The organism is Micromonospora sp. NRRL B-16802 (assembly GCF_001279555.1).
Lineage (GTDB): Bacteria > Actinomycetota > Actinomycetes > Mycobacteriales > Micromonosporaceae > Micromonospora > Micromonospora profundi.
Genome location: NZ_LGEB01000121.1, coordinates 61,434 through 76,580 on the forward strand (window position 1 = coordinate 61,434; position 15,147 = coordinate 76,580).

15 protein-coding genes are annotated in these 15,147 nt (G+C 71.2%); 5 read left to right on the forward strand and 10 right to left on the reverse strand.

Annotated features, from left to right (window positions below):
• Positions 1-9 precede the first annotated feature (9 nt).
• A complete protein-coding gene (locus ADK66_RS28475; protein WP_053660749.1) occupies positions 10-1,026 on the forward strand; it encodes an alcohol dehydrogenase catalytic domain-containing protein in 1,017 nt (338 codons plus the stop codon).
• Between the two features lie 52 nt (positions 1,027-1,078).
• On the opposite strand, the gene ADK66_RS28480 is transcribed toward ADK66_RS28475, so the two are convergent.
• The 10 genes from ADK66_RS28480 to ADK66_RS28525 form a co-directional block, all read right to left on the reverse strand.
• Positions 1,079-1,750, reverse strand: coding sequence for a TetR/AcrR family transcriptional regulator (locus tag ADK66_RS28480; protein ID WP_053660751.1), 672 nt, complete (start codon positions 1,748-1,750; stop codon positions 1,079-1,081).
• Positions 1,751-1,914: 164 nt separating this feature from the next.
• Positions 1,915-2,424, reverse strand: coding sequence for a hypothetical protein (locus ADK66_RS28485; protein ID WP_053660753.1), 510 nt, complete (start codon positions 2,422-2,424; stop codon positions 1,915-1,917).
• Positions 2,425-2,467: 43 nt separating this feature from the next.
• On the reverse strand, positions 2,468-3,700 hold the full coding sequence (locus ADK66_RS28490) for an ATP-grasp domain-containing protein (RefSeq protein WP_053660755.1): 1,233 nt from the start codon (positions 3,698-3,700) through the stop codon (positions 2,468-2,470).
• Positions 3,700-4,689 (reverse strand): DMT family transporter, encoded by a 990-nt coding sequence (locus tag ADK66_RS28495; protein ID WP_053660757.1) that lies wholly within the window; start codon positions 4,687-4,689, stop codon positions 3,700-3,702. Before ADK66_RS28495 ends, ADK66_RS28490 begins: the two co-directional genes overlap by 1 nt.
• Entirely contained in the window at positions 4,686-6,056 is a 1,371-nt protein-coding gene (locus ADK66_RS28500) for a TrpB-like pyridoxal phosphate-dependent enzyme (protein WP_053660759.1), read from the reverse strand. Before ADK66_RS28500 ends, ADK66_RS28495 begins: the two co-directional genes overlap by 4 nt.
• The gene (locus tag ADK66_RS28505; RefSeq protein WP_053660761.1) at positions 6,028-6,741 is read right to left on the reverse strand and encodes a transglutaminase family protein; all 714 of its coding nucleotides are present in this window, start codon (positions 6,739-6,741) and stop codon (positions 6,028-6,030) included. The genes ADK66_RS28500 and ADK66_RS28505 overlap by 29 nt, the downstream gene beginning before the upstream one ends.
• Positions 6,738-7,919, reverse strand: a complete 1,182-nt coding sequence (locus tag ADK66_RS28510; RefSeq protein ID WP_053660763.1) for an acyl-CoA dehydrogenase family protein — start codon at positions 7,917-7,919, stop codon at positions 6,738-6,740. The genes ADK66_RS28505 and ADK66_RS28510 overlap by 4 nt, the downstream gene beginning before the upstream one ends.
• Before the next feature lie 12 nt (positions 7,920-7,931).
• Positions 7,932-8,309: an ectoine synthase gene (locus ADK66_RS28515; RefSeq protein ID WP_053660765.1), complete on the reverse strand. Its 378-nt coding sequence runs from the start codon at positions 8,307-8,309 to the stop codon at positions 7,932-7,934.
• An 18-nt stretch (positions 8,310-8,327) separates the two neighbouring features.
• A complete protein-coding gene (locus ADK66_RS28520) occupies positions 8,328-8,588 on the reverse strand; it encodes an acyl carrier protein (RefSeq protein WP_053660767.1) in 261 nt (86 codons plus the stop codon).
• Complete coding sequence (locus ADK66_RS28525) at positions 8,585-10,045, reverse strand: AMP-binding protein (protein WP_197281665.1); 1,461 nt, start codon at positions 10,043-10,045, stop codon at positions 8,585-8,587. Before ADK66_RS28525 ends, ADK66_RS28520 begins: the two co-directional genes overlap by 4 nt.
• Positions 10,046-10,272: 227 nt before the next feature.
• Here ADK66_RS28525 and ADK66_RS28530 point away from each other — a divergent pair, with 227 nt between their 5' ends.
• The 4 genes from ADK66_RS28530 to ADK66_RS28545 all read left to right on the forward strand — a co-directional run bounded on the left by ADK66_RS28530 (position 10,273) and on the right by ADK66_RS28545 (position 15,143).
• Positions 10,273-10,863: a dihydrofolate reductase family protein gene (locus tag ADK66_RS28530; protein ID WP_053660772.1), complete on the forward strand. Its 591-nt coding sequence runs from the start codon at positions 10,273-10,275 to the stop codon at positions 10,861-10,863.
• Positions 10,864-11,081: 218 nt separating this feature from the next.
• Entirely contained in the window at positions 11,082-12,281 is a 1,200-nt protein-coding gene (locus ADK66_RS28535; RefSeq protein ID WP_197281666.1) for an aminotransferase class III-fold pyridoxal phosphate-dependent enzyme, read from the forward strand.
• A complete protein-coding gene (locus ADK66_RS28540; protein ID WP_053660776.1) occupies positions 12,278-13,648 on the forward strand; it encodes an aminotransferase class III-fold pyridoxal phosphate-dependent enzyme in 1,371 nt (456 codons plus the stop codon). The genes ADK66_RS28535 and ADK66_RS28540 overlap by 4 nt, the downstream gene beginning before the upstream one ends.
• Positions 13,649-13,760: 112 nt before the next feature.
• Positions 13,761-15,143: an FAD-binding oxidoreductase gene (locus ADK66_RS28545; RefSeq protein ID WP_197281676.1), complete on the forward strand. Its 1,383-nt coding sequence runs from the start codon at positions 13,761-13,763 to the stop codon at positions 15,141-15,143.
• Positions 15,144-15,147 lie beyond the last annotated feature (4 nt).

Consider the following 15,147-nt stretch of genomic DNA (forward strand, 5'->3'; position numbering starts at 1 on the left):
GGTCCAGTGATGAAAGCCGCGGTCGTACCGGGTGTGAAGCAGCGGTGGGAACTGCGCGAGGTGCCGACGCCCCAACCGGGTCCTGGGGAGGTGCTGATCCGGGTCAGGGCCAGCGGGGTGTGCGGCAACGACGTGTGGCTCACCGACGGCACGTATCCGTACCCGCCGCTCGATCCGATGATCGCCGGGCACGAGCCCGCCGGTGAGGTGGTCGAGGTGGGGCCGGGCGTGACGTCGCGTCAGGTGGGTGACCGGGTCGGCGCGACCTGGGTGCAGGGCACCTGCGGCACCTGCGCCTACTGCCGCCTGCACCTGCCGTTGACCGGCCAGTCGGGCATGAACTGCGTGGCCCCCGCGATGACCGGAATGACCCGTCAGGGCGGGCACGCCGAGTTCATCGCGGTGCCGGCGGCCAGCACGGTCCTGCTGCCTGCGGGGCTCCCGTACGAGCAGGCCGCCCCGATGCTCTGCGCCGGCTACACGGCGTGGTCGGCGCTGCGGGCCGCCGATCCGCAGCCGCACGAGCGGGTGGCGGTGCTCGGCATCGGCGGGCTGGGTCACCTGGCCGTGCAGTTCTCCCGGGCCTGCGGGTTCGAGACCATCGCGATGACCCGCAGCGCGGACAAGCACGACCTGATCCGCAAGCTCGGGGCCGACCTGGTGCTCACCGACGGCGACGACCTGCGGGACGCCGGCGGCGCCGACGTCATAGTGGTCACCGGCACGTCGTACGCCGCCGCCGCGCAGGCCCTGTCGGGTCTGCGGGTCAACGGCCGGATGGTGCTGGCGACAATCGACCCCGCCGGCTCGTTCACCATCGACCCGAGCCGGCAGTTCTTCGCGCAGAACCACCGCGTGCTCGGTGCGACCCACAACGGCCTGCCGTACCTGGTGCAGGCGCTGGAGATGGCCGCCCAGGGGGCGGTGACCCCGATGGTGGAGCCCTTCGAGGCGGAGCAGGTCGCCGCGGCTGTCGACCGGGTCGCCTCGGGCGACGTCCGGTTCCGCGCCGTCGTCACCTACTGACACCCGACGGCCCGCGCGCCGGTCGACCCCACCGGGTCGGCCGGCGTCGCCGTCACAGCCCCTTCTCCACCATGTCCAGCAACAGTTGCCCGACGTGGGCGGCTTCGGCGTCGTCCACACTGCGCAACGGCCCGTCGATGAGCAGCGTCGCCAGGCCGTGGACGGCGGACCAGGCCAGGAACTCGGCCTGGGGTCGCCGCCGCGCCGGCAGGGCACCCACCTCCACGAGTTGGTCCAGGGCACCGGCAAGTAGCGCGAACGGGCTGTGCCCACTGTGCCCGCCCTTGTCCGGGCTGGTGGCGGTGGTCAGGTCCGCGGGCACCGAGACGGCGGTGCGGAACAGCCCCGGCTCGGCTCGCGCGAAGCGCAGGTAGCCGGTGCCGACGGCGCGCAGGTGTGCCCGGGCCTGGGCCACCGGGTCACCGTCGGCGGGTACGGCCGCGAGTTCCGTCTCGATCGCGATCGCCAGCGCGGACTGGGCCGAGGAGCACACCGCGTGCAGCAGGGCGTCGCGGTCGGCGAAGTGCCGGTAGGCGGCGTTGGGCGCCACCCCCGCCCGGCGGGTCGCCTCCCGCAGCACGACCGCGTCCGGTCCGCCGGCCCGGGCCATCTCCAGGCCCGCTTCGAGCAGGGCCCGGCGCAGGTCGCCGTGCCGGTAGGTGCTGCGTCGCTGGCCTGGTGACCCGGTCTCCGGGCCCGGCTGTTCGGCGCGCAGACCAGTCATCGTCGCTCCATGTGGACACCGTACACAAGCAGGTGGACCGCCGTGAGCCGGCACTCCGAAACTCCCTGAGCGTAACCGCGCCGCCCGACGCCGCCCCGGCGCGGACCGGCCCCGGACAGACGGATGCCCGCCAGCGCCTCGCGCTGGCGGGCATCCGGATCGACTCAGATCAGCTGGCCCGTGCAGGCGTCGTCGATGTACGCCTGCTTCGCCGCCGCGTCCCGGTTGGACTGCAGGTAGCGCGACCACCCACGGCGTTCGTGCGAGGTGCAGTCCAGCTCCACGACCTCCTGGGTCGGCCGCAGGAAGCCCGGCTTCGGCGGGTACGGCAGGAAGCCCTCCTGGTCCTTGTAGTAGAGGCCCTGCCACATCTCGGTCTTGTCCCGCCACACGCAGACCAGCATGAAGTACTTCGCACCGTCACGGTGCAGCATCACGAAGCCGATCTCTTTGCGAAACTCCAGCCGCCCGGCCTCGACCTCGGCCCGCAGGAAGGCGCGCGCCTCGTCGCTGACCTCGGGCGTGGCCTCCTGGTCGGCCAGGCGAATGTCGTACCACTTGAGATACCCGCCGGGCACAGCCAGGTTCTCGCCGGGGAAGATCTGCTTGTCCTGGTGCTTCCAGTCGCTCGGGTACTCGGCCAGGTCGTCAAGGTGGGAAATCGTCTGGGTCACGGAACCGCTACCGCCTCACTTGTCGTTGCGAACATGTCGGGGATCAGCTGCCGAGGGCGTACAGGTCTTCCTCCTCCCACCTCCTGAGTCGCTGGTAGTCGGCCTCCACCTGCTCGACGTCGGGCGAGCTGAGGTAGACGTAGCCGGGGGACGTGGCCAGGTCGACGGTCGGCCCGATCGGAGCACCCTCCTGGGCGGTCAGCACCAGCTCCAGGAAGGAATCCAGGGAACGGATGCGCTCCAGGCGCTCTCCGGTGGGCGCGACACCGGAACGTGGGTTGATCAGCGTCACGTACCGGAGCCGGCTGAGCAGCCGGTACGACGGCAGCGCGCCGGTGAGCAGGTCCTGCGGTCGGGCGATCGACCGGGCCAGACAGTCGATCTGGTCGGTACCGAGACACCGGGAGACGATGGCCGGCACGTGGGAGCCACCCGCCCGACCGGCGGCCTCGACCAGCACCGGCCCCTCCTTGGTCAGCATGACCTCGGTGTGCCCGGCGCCGTTGCGCACCTCCAGGGCGTCCAGCACCGCCCGCACGTACGTCACCAACTGCTCGACCACCGGGTCGTCCGGCGACACCGGCTCCTCGTAGTCGTACATCAGCGCGCCGCTGTCGAGCTGGCGCTTGTGGTAGCACCAGACCTCCACGAGGTGGTGCACCCCGTTGCGGCTGACCGTATTGACGAAATGCTCGTCGCCGTGCAGGAATTCCTGGCCCAGCACCGTGTCGTTGCGGGCGCTGTACCGGTCGGTGCTGCTCAGCACGCGATCGGCGGCCGCGCGCACCTCTGCCGGCGTCCGGCAGACGGCCACATTGTCGGTCCCGGCGCTGGCCCGGGGCTTGACCACCACGGGCCACTCCCCCAGGTCCTGCGCCCAGGCGACCAGCTCGTCGACGGAGCCGGTGGCGATGCTGCGCGCGGTGGCCAGACCCGCGGCGCGAACCGCCTCGGCCATCTCGTGCTTGTCCCGCCGGGCCTGCGGCCGGCTCATGCCGTTGCCCGGGGTGCCGAGCGCCGACGACAGCGCCTCGGCCAGCAGCACACCCGACTCGGTGCCGGGCACCACGAACTCGACGCCCAGCTCCCTCAGCCGGGCCGCGGTCGCTGCCAGGTCGCCGTCGTGCGCGATGTCGTGCTCGAAGCCACCCGGCTCGTACGGCAGGTGGATGTCGGGGCTGCCCGACTGGACGTGCACGACCTCCACGCCGTAGCGGGCGAGGGCGGCGGGCAGGAACTTTCCGATGCCGCTCGCGTCGACGATGGCTGCTCGCATTACAAACTCCCTGATTCGGTCCGGGCCGGCACACCGGCCGGCACCAGTGGCGTGGATCGGGGTCGCCGTTCGTGCCGGCCCCGGGCGAGCACTCCGAGGCCGACCAGCACGGTTATCCCCACCACGCCGACCAACGTGAGGGGCGAGGGACGCAGGCGCTCGTCCGGCAGTTGCAGCAGGAAAGCCATCGGCGGGGAGAGCGCGGAGATCAACGAGGCGGTGATCGGCTCGGTGTGCTTGATCCCCACCTGGATGAGGTACATGGGCAGTCCGACACCGATCACCGCGACGACCAGCCCGGGCAGGAGGGCCGGCGGCAGCTTGCTCGGGTCACCGACCAGCACGAACCCCCAGGTCGTCACCATCATGAGGAAGAAACGCACAGCGAGGACCGACTGCGGGTCCAGCCCGGCGTCACTGAGCCGCTTGGAATAGATGACGTTGGCGGTGGAGGTCACCCCACAGACCAGGGTCAGTGCGAGCCCGATCACCGCCGCGCCGACGCCGACGTCACCGACCCCGCTGCGCCCGGTCACCGATGCCCACACCAGCAGGGCGAGGAAGCCGCAGATGGCCACCGAGACGGCGACCTCGGCGCCCAGCACGCTGCTGCCCCGGCGCAGCAGCGGACCCATCATCACGGTGAGCACCGGCCCGACCGCCAGGCCCACGACGTTCACCACCGCCGGCTCCAGGTACTTCAGCGCGAACAGCAGCGACAGCCAGGTCACCGCGGTGGAGACGTTGATCGCGATGACGTCGTACCGTCGGGTCCGCAGCGGCGCGAAGGTCGCTGCGGGGCCCCGACGGGCGAGGTCCAGACCGACGAAGAAGATCCCGCACAGGGTGAACGAGACGGCCGCCAGACTCAGCGTGTCGACCTTCTGGAGCTGGTTGCCGGCGTAGACGTCCACCAGGGCGGACATCGCGGCGAAGAGCAACAGCACCAGAATGCCTTGGTTCGTCCGCCGGCTGGCGACCGCCGTCATACAGCCACCGTCCGGGGAATGCTCGCTGCGGCGAGTGCAAGCGTCTCGGAGTCCAACGCGTCGTCCTCCAGGTCACCCGCGAAGTACTTCTGGTAGGCGACCAGGTCGAAGTGGCCGTGACCGGAGAGGTTGAACAAGATGGTCTGCGCGGTGCCCTCCTCCCGGCAGCGGATCGCCTCGTCGACCGCCGCCCGGACCGCGTGGGTGGACTCGGGTGCCGGCAGGATGCCCTCGGCGCGGGCGAACTGCACGCCCGCCTCGAAGCAGCGGGTCTGCGCCACAGCCACCGGCTCGATCAGCCCGTCCTCCACCGTCCGGGTGATCATCGGGCCGATGCCGTGGGCCCGCAGGCCGCCCGCGTGCACCGGCGGCGGAACGAACTCGTGGCCCAGGGTGTGCATCCGGAACAACGGCCCCAGCCGGCCCGTGTCGGCGTAGTCGTAGGCCACCACGCCGCGGGTCATCGTCGGGCAGGCCGCAGGCTCGACAGCCAGCACCCGTACCGGTCGGCCGCCCCGCAACTGCTCACCGATGAACGGGAAGGCCAGCCCGGCGAGGTTGCTGCCACCGCCTGCGCAACCGATCACGACGTCGGGGTAGTCGTCGGCAAGCGCGAACTGACGGATCGCCTCCTGCCCGATGACGGTCTGGTGCAGCAGCACGTGGTTGGCCGCGCTGCCGAGGACGTACCCGAGCGACGGGTCCGCGGCGAACGCCTCCAGAGCCTCCGAGGTGGCGATGCCCAGGCTGCCCGGCGAGTCGGGGTGCTCGGCGAGGATCGCCCGGCCCACCGCCGTCTCCTCGCTCGGGCTCGGTACGCAGACCGCGCCGTAGGTCTCCATCAACGCCCGCCGGTACGGCTTCTGCTGGAAGCTGACCCGCACCATGTAGACCTTCGCGGTCATGTCGAAGAAGGAGGCGCTCAACGCCGTGGCGCTGCCCCACTGCCCGGCCCCGGTCTCGGTGACCAGCCCCGTCTTGCCGGCCATCTTGTTGTAGTACGCCTGCGGGATGCCCGTGTTCGGCTTGTGGCTGCCGGTAGGCGCGACGCCCTCGTACTTGTAGTAGATACGCGCCGGGGTGCCCAGTGCCCGTTCCAGCCGACGGGCCCGCACCAGTGGGGACGGCCGCCACAGCGCGTAGATCTGCCGGACCGGCTCCGGGATCTCGTACTCCCGCTCGCTGCCCGTCTCCTGCTCGATGAGCGGCTCGGGCATTGTGTGCGCCATCTCGTCCCGGGACAGAGGCGCTCCCGTCGCCGGGTTGAGCGCCGGTGCCAGCGGGCCACCCTTCAGGTCGGCCGCCAGGTTGTACCAGGTGGTCGGGATGTCCTTCTCGTCAAGCAGGAACTTGGTTCTCTCCAGCACGGGAGTCCTCCTGTGTCGTTGCCTCGGCCACCAGCGAGCCGGCGGCCGTCGTGTGCGAGTTGGCGAACAGCAGCGGATGGGCCGACCGGATGCCGCCCACCACGAGGTCGTAGGGGACGTCGTCGAACTCGCCCCGCATGCGCAGGAACTCCATGTGCTGCCGGCCCTGCTCGTCGAAGGGGTGGTAGAGGCTGTCGGACAGCCCGTCGAAGTCCAGCGGCTTGATCCGGTAGAGCTTGCAGAGCAGCTTGTTGAACACCGGTGTGGCCTTGACCCAGGCGCCGTTGAGATGGACCGAGGTCAGGCTGTGGAAGCGGAAGATGTCGCCACCGACGAGTTCGCGCAACCGGGGCGAGGCCAGGTGGTTCCGGACGTCGCCGTAGACGATCCGGCTGGGCACCCCGACTGCCCGCAGCGCCGCGGCGTACAGGATCGACTTGTGTACGCAGAACCCGAAGCCGCGCTCGATCACCCCGCTGGCGGTGAGCCCGCGGCGGGACAGGTCGGCGCCGTAGACCTCGTACCGGATGCCGTCGCGGACGGCGTAGTACAGGCGGACCGCCTTGTCGATGTCCGTGCCGTCCGTGTCGTCGCCCAGCGCGTCGGCGACGAACCGCCGCACCGTGGGCGACTCGTGGTCCAGGAACTCGGTGGCCCGGACCAGCGCGGGATCGGTGCCGCTCATGCCTCACGCTCCCCAGTCGTGCTCCGCGCCGGTGCTGTCCGGCCCAGCCCCATGAGGGCGGCGACCCGCTGGCGCTGAATCTCGGAGGTGCCGGAATAGATGGTTCCCGACACCGCGTTACGCAGGTCCTTCTCCAGCCCGTACTCGGTGGTGTAGCCGTAGCCCCCGAAGACCTGCACGGCGGCGAGGGCGGATCGCACGTTGCTCTCGCTGACGACCAGCTTGGTGATGGCCACGTCGGTCGCGACGTTCTCGCCGGCCGCCATCCGCTCGGCGGTGTCGTACAGCCACTTGCGGGAGGTCTCCAGGTCGATGCGCATGTCGACGAGCCGGTTCGACACCGACTGGTAGGACCCGATGGCCGCACCGAACTGGGTCCGCGTGCGGGCGTACTCGACGCACCGCTCCAGGCGGTGCTGCATCTCGCCGAGCACTCCGGCGAAGCCGCACAGGATCTCCCACCGCATCACCGCGTCGAGCACCAGCAGCCCCGCGCCGACCGAGCCGACCACGTGGTCCCGGGGCACCCGCACGCCGTCGAGGAACAACTCGGACAGCGGCGACGTACGCAGCCCCATCTTTCCGACCGGCCCGCCGACCTGGAGGCCGGGTGAGTCGGAGCGCACCAGGAACGCCGTCACGGCGGCAGCGCTGCCGGGACGGCCGGTCCGCGCGTACACGACCACCAGGTCGGCGATGGGACCGTTGCTGACGAACGCCTTGCTGCCGGTGAGAACGAAGTGGTCGTCCTCGGCGACGGCCGTGGTGGCCATGTTGGTCACGTCGGAGCCGCCGGCCGGCTCGGTGATGGCGTGGGCACCGATCATCGTGCCCGCCACGATCTGCGGGAGGTAGCGCTCCCGCAGGGCCGCGCGGCCGAAGCGGTGCAACGGGACGCCGGTGCTGACCAGGTGGGTGCAGGCGGAGAAGATCAGACCGGCGTCCCGGCAGGCGTAGCCCAGTCCTTCCAGGACGTACATTGTGGTGGGCAGGTCACGGCCGAGACCGCCGTGACCTTCGGGAAAGGGCAGGCCGAACAGCCCGGTCTCCCGCAGCCGCTTCCAGCCGTCCCAGGAGAACTCCCCGCGGGCGTCGCGCTCCAGATGGTCTGCTCCGACCGCCCGGCCGGCCTGCTCGGCCGCGTCGCGCAACGCCCGCTGCTCGTCGTTCCATCGCATCCCCTGGCCGCCTCAGTACTCCGAGAATTCGGCGGAGTCCAGGTTGTGCCGCTCCGGACCGATCAGTGGGGGGTTGAAGATGCTGACCAACTCCAGGTCGCTCTCCGGTGCGGCGATGAGGAAGTGGGCGTCGTGCTGGTCGAGCGCGTACAGCACGCCCGCTCGCAGCTCCCAGCTCTGGGAGCCGTCGGCGGTCTGCACCCACCCACGGCCGCCGATGCAGTAACAGGCCTCCAGGTGGCGACGGTACGCCAGCTGTGATTTCGTCCCGGCGCGCACGACGGTGTGGCACACGGTGAAGCCCATGTTGTCGGCCTCGAGAATGAAGCGATAGCTGAGGCCGTTGCCCCACTCCACCGCCTCGATCCGTTCCCTGGTACGAACGATCATCAGTCCAGTCCTCGTGGGTCAGCTGATGGCAGCGTGGTCTCGGGCGGTGATGACGAACGCCGTCATGGCGGCGACCGACTGGAAGTTCTCCGGGGAGATGTCCATGTCGTCGATCGGGATCCGGTAGCGCTCGCCGAGCCAGGCAATGAGCTGGAGCAGCCGCAGGCTGTCCACCACGCCCGTGTCGATCAGGTCGTAGGAAGGGTCCAGCTCCTCCGGGGCGGTGCCGGGCAGGTACTCCGACACCACGTACCGTGTTATCTCGTCGGCAAGGCTCACAACAGCTCCCTCATCAGGTGGTCACGGACTCGGTGGCGGTCGACCTTGTCAGTCGGCCCGACCGGCAGCGGCTCGTCCACCAGTCGGAACGCGTCGGGGATGGCCACCCGGGTGAGCCGGGCGGCGCAGTGTGTACGCAGGGCGAGGCCGCTCGGCCCGCTGTGGACGGTGCGTACGACGGCGTGCAGTCGGGTGCCGGCGCCCGGGTCGGGCAGCGGTACGACGACCGCCTCCACCACACCCTCGTGGGCCTGGATGACCCGCTCGATCTCCTCGACGTTGACCCGTACGCCGCGGACCTTCACCTGCAGGTCGTTGCGGCCGATCAACGTCAGTCGGCCGTCCGGGGCCCGACGGACCAGGTCCCCGGTCCGGTACCACGTCCGCTCGCCGGAGTCGGTGACGCGGCGGAAGAACCGGCCGCCGGGCGCCGCGTCGCCGAGGTAGCCGTCGGCCTGGAACGGCGTCGCCACGACAAGCTCGCCGGTGCCCGGTCCGGTCACCACCGCACCGTGGTCGACCACTGCGGCCTCCACCCCGGGGATCGGCCTGCCCAGGGGCAGCGGGTCGTCCTCGACGGCCTGCTGCGGGCCGAAGGTATAGAGGAAGCTGTCGTTGGTCTCGGTGCAGCCGTACACGTTGTGCAGGGCCGCCCCGGGAAACATCGACGGCAGGCCGGCGCGGACTCGACGTGGGGTGTGGTCGCCGGTAAGCAGGACGTGCCGAACCTCCGGGAACGATCGCCCGTCACTCGCCTCGGTGAGAAGACGGAACAACATCGGTACGGCTTGGACGACCTCCGGCCGCGCGTCGGCGAACAGCTTCAGCAGGTACCGTGGCTGGACCGCCCGGGCAGGGTCGACAAGCACCACCTCGCCGCCGTGGCACAGGGTCGCCCAGACGTCCAGCAGGCAGAGATCGAAGTTGAGCGGCGCGTAGTTGAGCACCCGGGTGCCCTCGGTCAGGCCGAACTGGGCGGCCGCCCAGTCGACGAACCGGCCGATGCCGGCGGCGGGCAGCGGCACGATCTTGGGCAGCCCGGTGGAGCCCGAGGTGGTGAGCAGCAGGCAGGTGTCCGGCGGGAGCGCGGGCGCCTGCGGCGGCGCCGACACGGGCCGGACACGCAGGTCGGCCCCGTCGACCGAGATGACCGCCGCGCAACCCGCCTCGGCGACAAGCGCGTCGAAGACCTGCGGACCGAGGTCGGTGGAGAGCAGGAGCACCGGCTGCTCCACGGTGAGGCAGGCCAGTACGGCCGCCACGGTCTCCGGTGACTTGTCGGCGCGCAGCGCCACCGGAGCGCCGCCGGTCGGCACGCCGGTCAGGTGCGCCGCCGCCTTCGCGGCGAGCTCCCGCAACTCGGTGTACGTGACGGACCGGTCCTGCCAGCGCAACGCAGGCGCTGACGGCGTCCGGATCGCCTGCGCCTGGACACGGGACGCAACAGACACCGCCACCCCCCTCTCCCCTGTGCCGACGGCCATCACCCCCGACCGTTCCGGCGCACCGATCTTCGGGGCCGCCGCAGCGCCCGTGCATCTTTGAAAATGCGCTATCCCATCGACGGGAAGCCGCTCCGACGGAACGCCGGCGTGACACGCTGGTACCTCACCATATGAATGTGTACGGTGTCCACTACATGTCGGTGCTCGGACGCTGTCGCGTCCACTCAGGAAGGGCTGGAATGGCGCGAGTTCTGCTGGATGTCACGATGTCGCTTGACGGCTTCATGGCCGGCCCCAACGTGAGCGTCGAACACCCGATGGGTGAGGGCGGTCTCCGCCTGCACGAGTGGCTCTTCAACACCTCGACCAGCGAGGTGGACGCCGAGATCGAACGCGAGATGTCGACGACCACCGGCGCGGTGGTGCTCGGCCGGCGCACGTTCGACGTCGGCATCAACGTCTGGAACAACACCCCCTACGCGGTGCCCTGCTTCGTGCTGACCCACGACCCGCTCGCCGAACGGGTCGAGAAGAGCGGCACGTTCACCTTCGTCACCGAGGTCCGCGACGCCTTCGACCGCGCCACCGCCGCCGCCGGTGAGCGCGACGTCCGCCTGATGGGCGCGGAGGTCGGTCAGCACTTCCTCGCGGCCGGCCTGGTCGACGAGATCCGCATCCAACTCGCGCCCGTGCTCCTCGGCGCGGGCCGCCGCCTCTTCGAACACCTGGGTGACGAGCGCATCGAGCTGGAGCGCCTCGCCACGGTCGAGTCCCCGTACGTGACCCACCTGCGCTACCGGGTTCGCCGGGACGCCGCACCGCAGTCCTGACCCGCCGGTTCCTGCCCAGGGCGCGATCCTCGCCCGGGCAGGACCGCAATCTGAACGAAGACGACGACCGCCGCACCGCCGCATGCTGGATTCCGCCGTACCGAAATCCCGACGACGGACGAAGGCGAGGCGGTTCCCGTGACCGTTCCCCCATTGCGTGGCTCGGTCCGCGCCGGCCGACCCCGGCACGCCCCGCGACCGGTGCCGTGGAGCACGCGGTGACACCGGCACAACCCGCCCGGGTGGTCGCCGGTTGCCTGCTCGGCGCGACCGACGCAGGCCCGGTCGTACGCCGGCAGGTCGGTGCCCGGCTGTACGCCGCGGACGGCACCGAGTGGCTCGACGCGGCCACCGGCGGGTTCGGCCCCGGGCACCCGGCGGTGACCGCCCGGATCGCGGCGCAACTGCGGCGGGTGGCGTTGTCCAGCCGGGTGTTCGTCAGCCGCCCGCTGGCCGAGGCGGTCACCGCGCTCGACGCGCTGGCACCGGACCCGCTCACCCTGTCGTACCTGTGCAACAGCGGCGCGGAGGCCCTCGACGCCGCCGTCAAGCTCGCCAAGGGCACACACCCGCGTCGGCGTCGGATGCTCGGGATCCGCGGCGTCGGCCACGGCAGCCTCAGCCACGGGCTCTCGCTCACCGTCGGCTCGGCGCTGACCGGGGACGCGCCGCTGAGCCCGGTCACCGTGTCGGCGGACCGCGCGGCCGACCTGGTCGACCTGGTCGACGACTCGATCGCCGCGGTCGTGCTGGCGCCGGCCGGGCCCGGTCGTGCCCTGGCCGATCTGCCGGTGTCGTGGTGGCGTCGTCTCCGGACGGCCTGCGACGAGACGGACGCCCTGCTGGTCCTCGACGAGCGGGTGACCGGCCCGGCCCGGGTCGGCGCGGGCCTGGCCAGCGACCTGCTGCCCATCCGGCCCGACGCGGTGGTGCTCGGTGAGTCACTGGGCGCCGACGCCGTGCCGGTCGGTTGCATGATCACCAGCCGGGCCCGCTACGACCGGGTGTACGGCCGGCGCAACCCGACCGTACAGGGCTCCACCTTCGGCGCGAACCCGCTGTCGGCCGCCGCGATCGCCGCCGTGCTCTCCGTCGTCCGGGACGAGGATCTGCCGGCCCGGCAACGGGATGTGGAGGCCGTTGCCCTCCGGATCCTCGGCGGGCTCGCCGACGACCGAGGGCCGGTGCGGGCAATCGGCGCGGACGGCTCGCTGATCTGGGTACGCACCGACTCGCCGGAGACCGCCGCTGCCCTGCACCGGGGCCTGGCGCGGAAGCGGGTACTGACCCGATCGCCCACCGGTGCGGTGATAGGCGTGCTACCGCCGCTGACCGCCCACCCGTCGGACATCGACGAACTGCTGAACCGGGTGGCCGCCGCCACGGCCACCCTGACCCCGCAGGAGGTGGCGTCATGACCACTGTGGACACCCGCGAGGACGTGCTCGCCGCCCTCGGTCGACACTGGAATCCCACCGCGGCGGCGATGCTCGCGGGCTCCGGACGCCCGATCGAGGGGCACGCCGACGGGACCCGGGTCTGGTCGGAGGACGGCGCGGAGGCGCTCGACCTGGCCGGCAGCTTCGGCGTGTTCCTGGTCGGCCACGGCAACCCCCGGGTCCGCGCCGCCGTGCTGGACGCCCTGTACGCGGCGCCGAACGTACCGCCCGGCGCGGTCCACCCCGCCACCGCCGAGTTGTGCCTGTTGCTGCGTGAGGTGCTGCCCAGCGGGCTGGCGCACTTCGCGCTCGGCTGCTCCGGGGCCGACGTCACCGAGACGGCGCTGCGCGCGGTCCGGCTGGCCCGGCCGGAGCGGCCCCGCATCGTGGTGCTGGAGGGCGGCTACCACGGCAAGACCCTCGGCTCGATGCCGGTGCTCGGCCAGCGGCACCAACGCCTGCAGTTCGAGCCGCTCGGCGGTGAGGTCGTCGTGCTGCCGTACGGAAACGCCGCCGCCGTCGAGGCCGCGCTAGCCGACGGATCCGTCGCCGCGGTGATCGTCGAACCGGTCCTCGGCGGCGGTTACCTGACCGTGCCTCCGGCCGGCTACCTTGCCACCGTCGCCCGCGCCTGCGCCGACACCGGCACGCTTCTGGTGGCCGACGAGATCCAGACCGGGTTCGGGCGGACCGGGCGGATGTTCGCCGTCGACCACGACGGGGTCACGCCGGACATCATGCTGCTGTCGAAGTCGCTCACCGGCGGCACCGTGCCGGTGGCGGTGTGCGCGCTGAGCGGGCAGGTCGTCGAGGACGCCCGCCGTCACCCCGAGTACGACGACAGGCTGCTCGCCGCCGACAGTTGCTCCTCCGCGCTGGCGGTCGCCGCCGCCGTCGCGACCATCATCGAGGTACGCGAGCGCGACCTGCCCGCCCGCGCCGCCGCGCTCGGCGCGCGGTTCGGGCGGGGCCTGGCCGAGATCGTCCGCCGCCACCCTCGGCACGTGCTCGACGCGCCCGCCATCGGCCTGATGGCCGGGCTGCGCACCCGCAATCCGGCGGTGGAGTTGATGCTCACCGTGGGTCTTGCGATGCGGGGCATTCACGCCGGGTTCTCGCTGAGCGAGGAGATCCGCCGGCCGGTTCTGCGCCTCTATCCTCCACTGACGTGCACCGACGAGGAGATCGACAGGGTTCTGGCGACCACCGAGGAGGTGCTCGCCGACCTGGATCGGCGTTCCCGGCTCATGACCACAGTGACGACCTGGCTCCTGCGTCGCCAGTACGGGCGGCACGCCGCCCGGGTCCGTCGGTTGATCGGGCTGTCGTTCCGCCTGCCCTGGTGATCCGTCGGTCGTCTCACCCCCCGCCGACGGCAAGTCATCCACTGTGGACTCGAATTGAGCCGCGCGGCCGGCGGCTTCGGCACTGCCGGCGTAATAGGCTGCCCCAGTGACAATGACCCTCGTGAATTCCCTCCGGGCTGAGCTTGGCGTCGCTGCCGTGGTGACGGACCCGCAGACCACACAACCGTACGCGCGGGACATGATGCCCCTGGCGCCGTCGGGAGTCCCGTTGGCTGTGGTGTTCCCCGCGGACGTCACGAAGATCCAGGCATGTGTCCGGCTGTGCGCCGATGCCGGCGTGCCGATCGTGCCGCGCGGGGCGGGCAGCGGCCTGACCGGCGCGGCGAACGCGATCGACGGCTGCGTCGTGCTGGTCATGACGAAGCTCGACAGCATCCTGGAGGTCGACCCGGCGAACCGGTTGGCAGTCGTGCAAGCGGGGGTGGTCAACATGGATCTCCGCACCGCCGCCGCAGCCCATGGATTGTTCTACCCACCCGACCCGTCGAGCTTCGACTGGTGCACGATCGGCGGCAACCTGGCCACCAACGCCGGCGGACTGTGCTGCGTGAAGTACGGCGTGACCACGGACCACGTCCTCGGGCTACAGGTCGTGTTGGCCGACGGCAGTCTGCTGCGCACCGGCCGTCGCACCGTGAAGGGGGTGGCCGGGTACGACCTGACCCGGCTCTTCGTGGGCAGCGAGGGCACGCTGGGCATCATCACAGAGGCCACGGTGGCGCTTCGTCCGCTGCCGCAGGCACCCGGCACCCTTGTTGCCGCGTTCGAGTCCACCGAAGCGGCGGGCGAGGCAGTCATCGGCGTCGTGCGGGCGGGCGTCATCCCCTCTCTCATGGAGATCATGGATGCCATCTCGATCCGCGCCGTGGAGGCGTACCTGAAGTGTGAGATCGGTACGCCGGGCTGCCAGGCCCTGCTGCTGTGCCAGTCCGACTCGGGCGGGTCGGCGTCGGAGCGCGAGCTGGCGACCATCACACGGATCTGTCAAGACGCCGGTGCCACGACCACCCACTCGACTCAGGATCTGGCGGAGGGCAACCTCCTCCTGCAGGCCCGCAGGGTGTCGCTGACCGCGCTCGAGAGCCAGGGCCACTGTCTCACCGAGGACGTGGCCGTGCCCCGGACACGAATCGCCGACCTGATCAGCGGCTGCGCCCGGATCGGCACGGAACTCGGCCTGCCGGTGGCGGTAGTGGGACATGCCGCCGACGGCAACATGCATCCCACCATCATGTTCGACCCCACGGTCCCCGGTGAGTCCGACCGAGCGCGGCAGGCGTTCGACCGCATCCTCGAACTCGGCCTGGCGCTGGGTGGGACCATCACCGGAGAACATGGCGTCGGGCGGATCAAGCGCGAATGGCTGGCGCGGGAGTTGGGCGATGTCGGCCTGCGGGTGCACCACCAGCTCAAGGAGACCTTCGACCCGCACGGGCTGTTCAATCCGGGGGCGATGTTCCTGCCCCGACACTGACGGG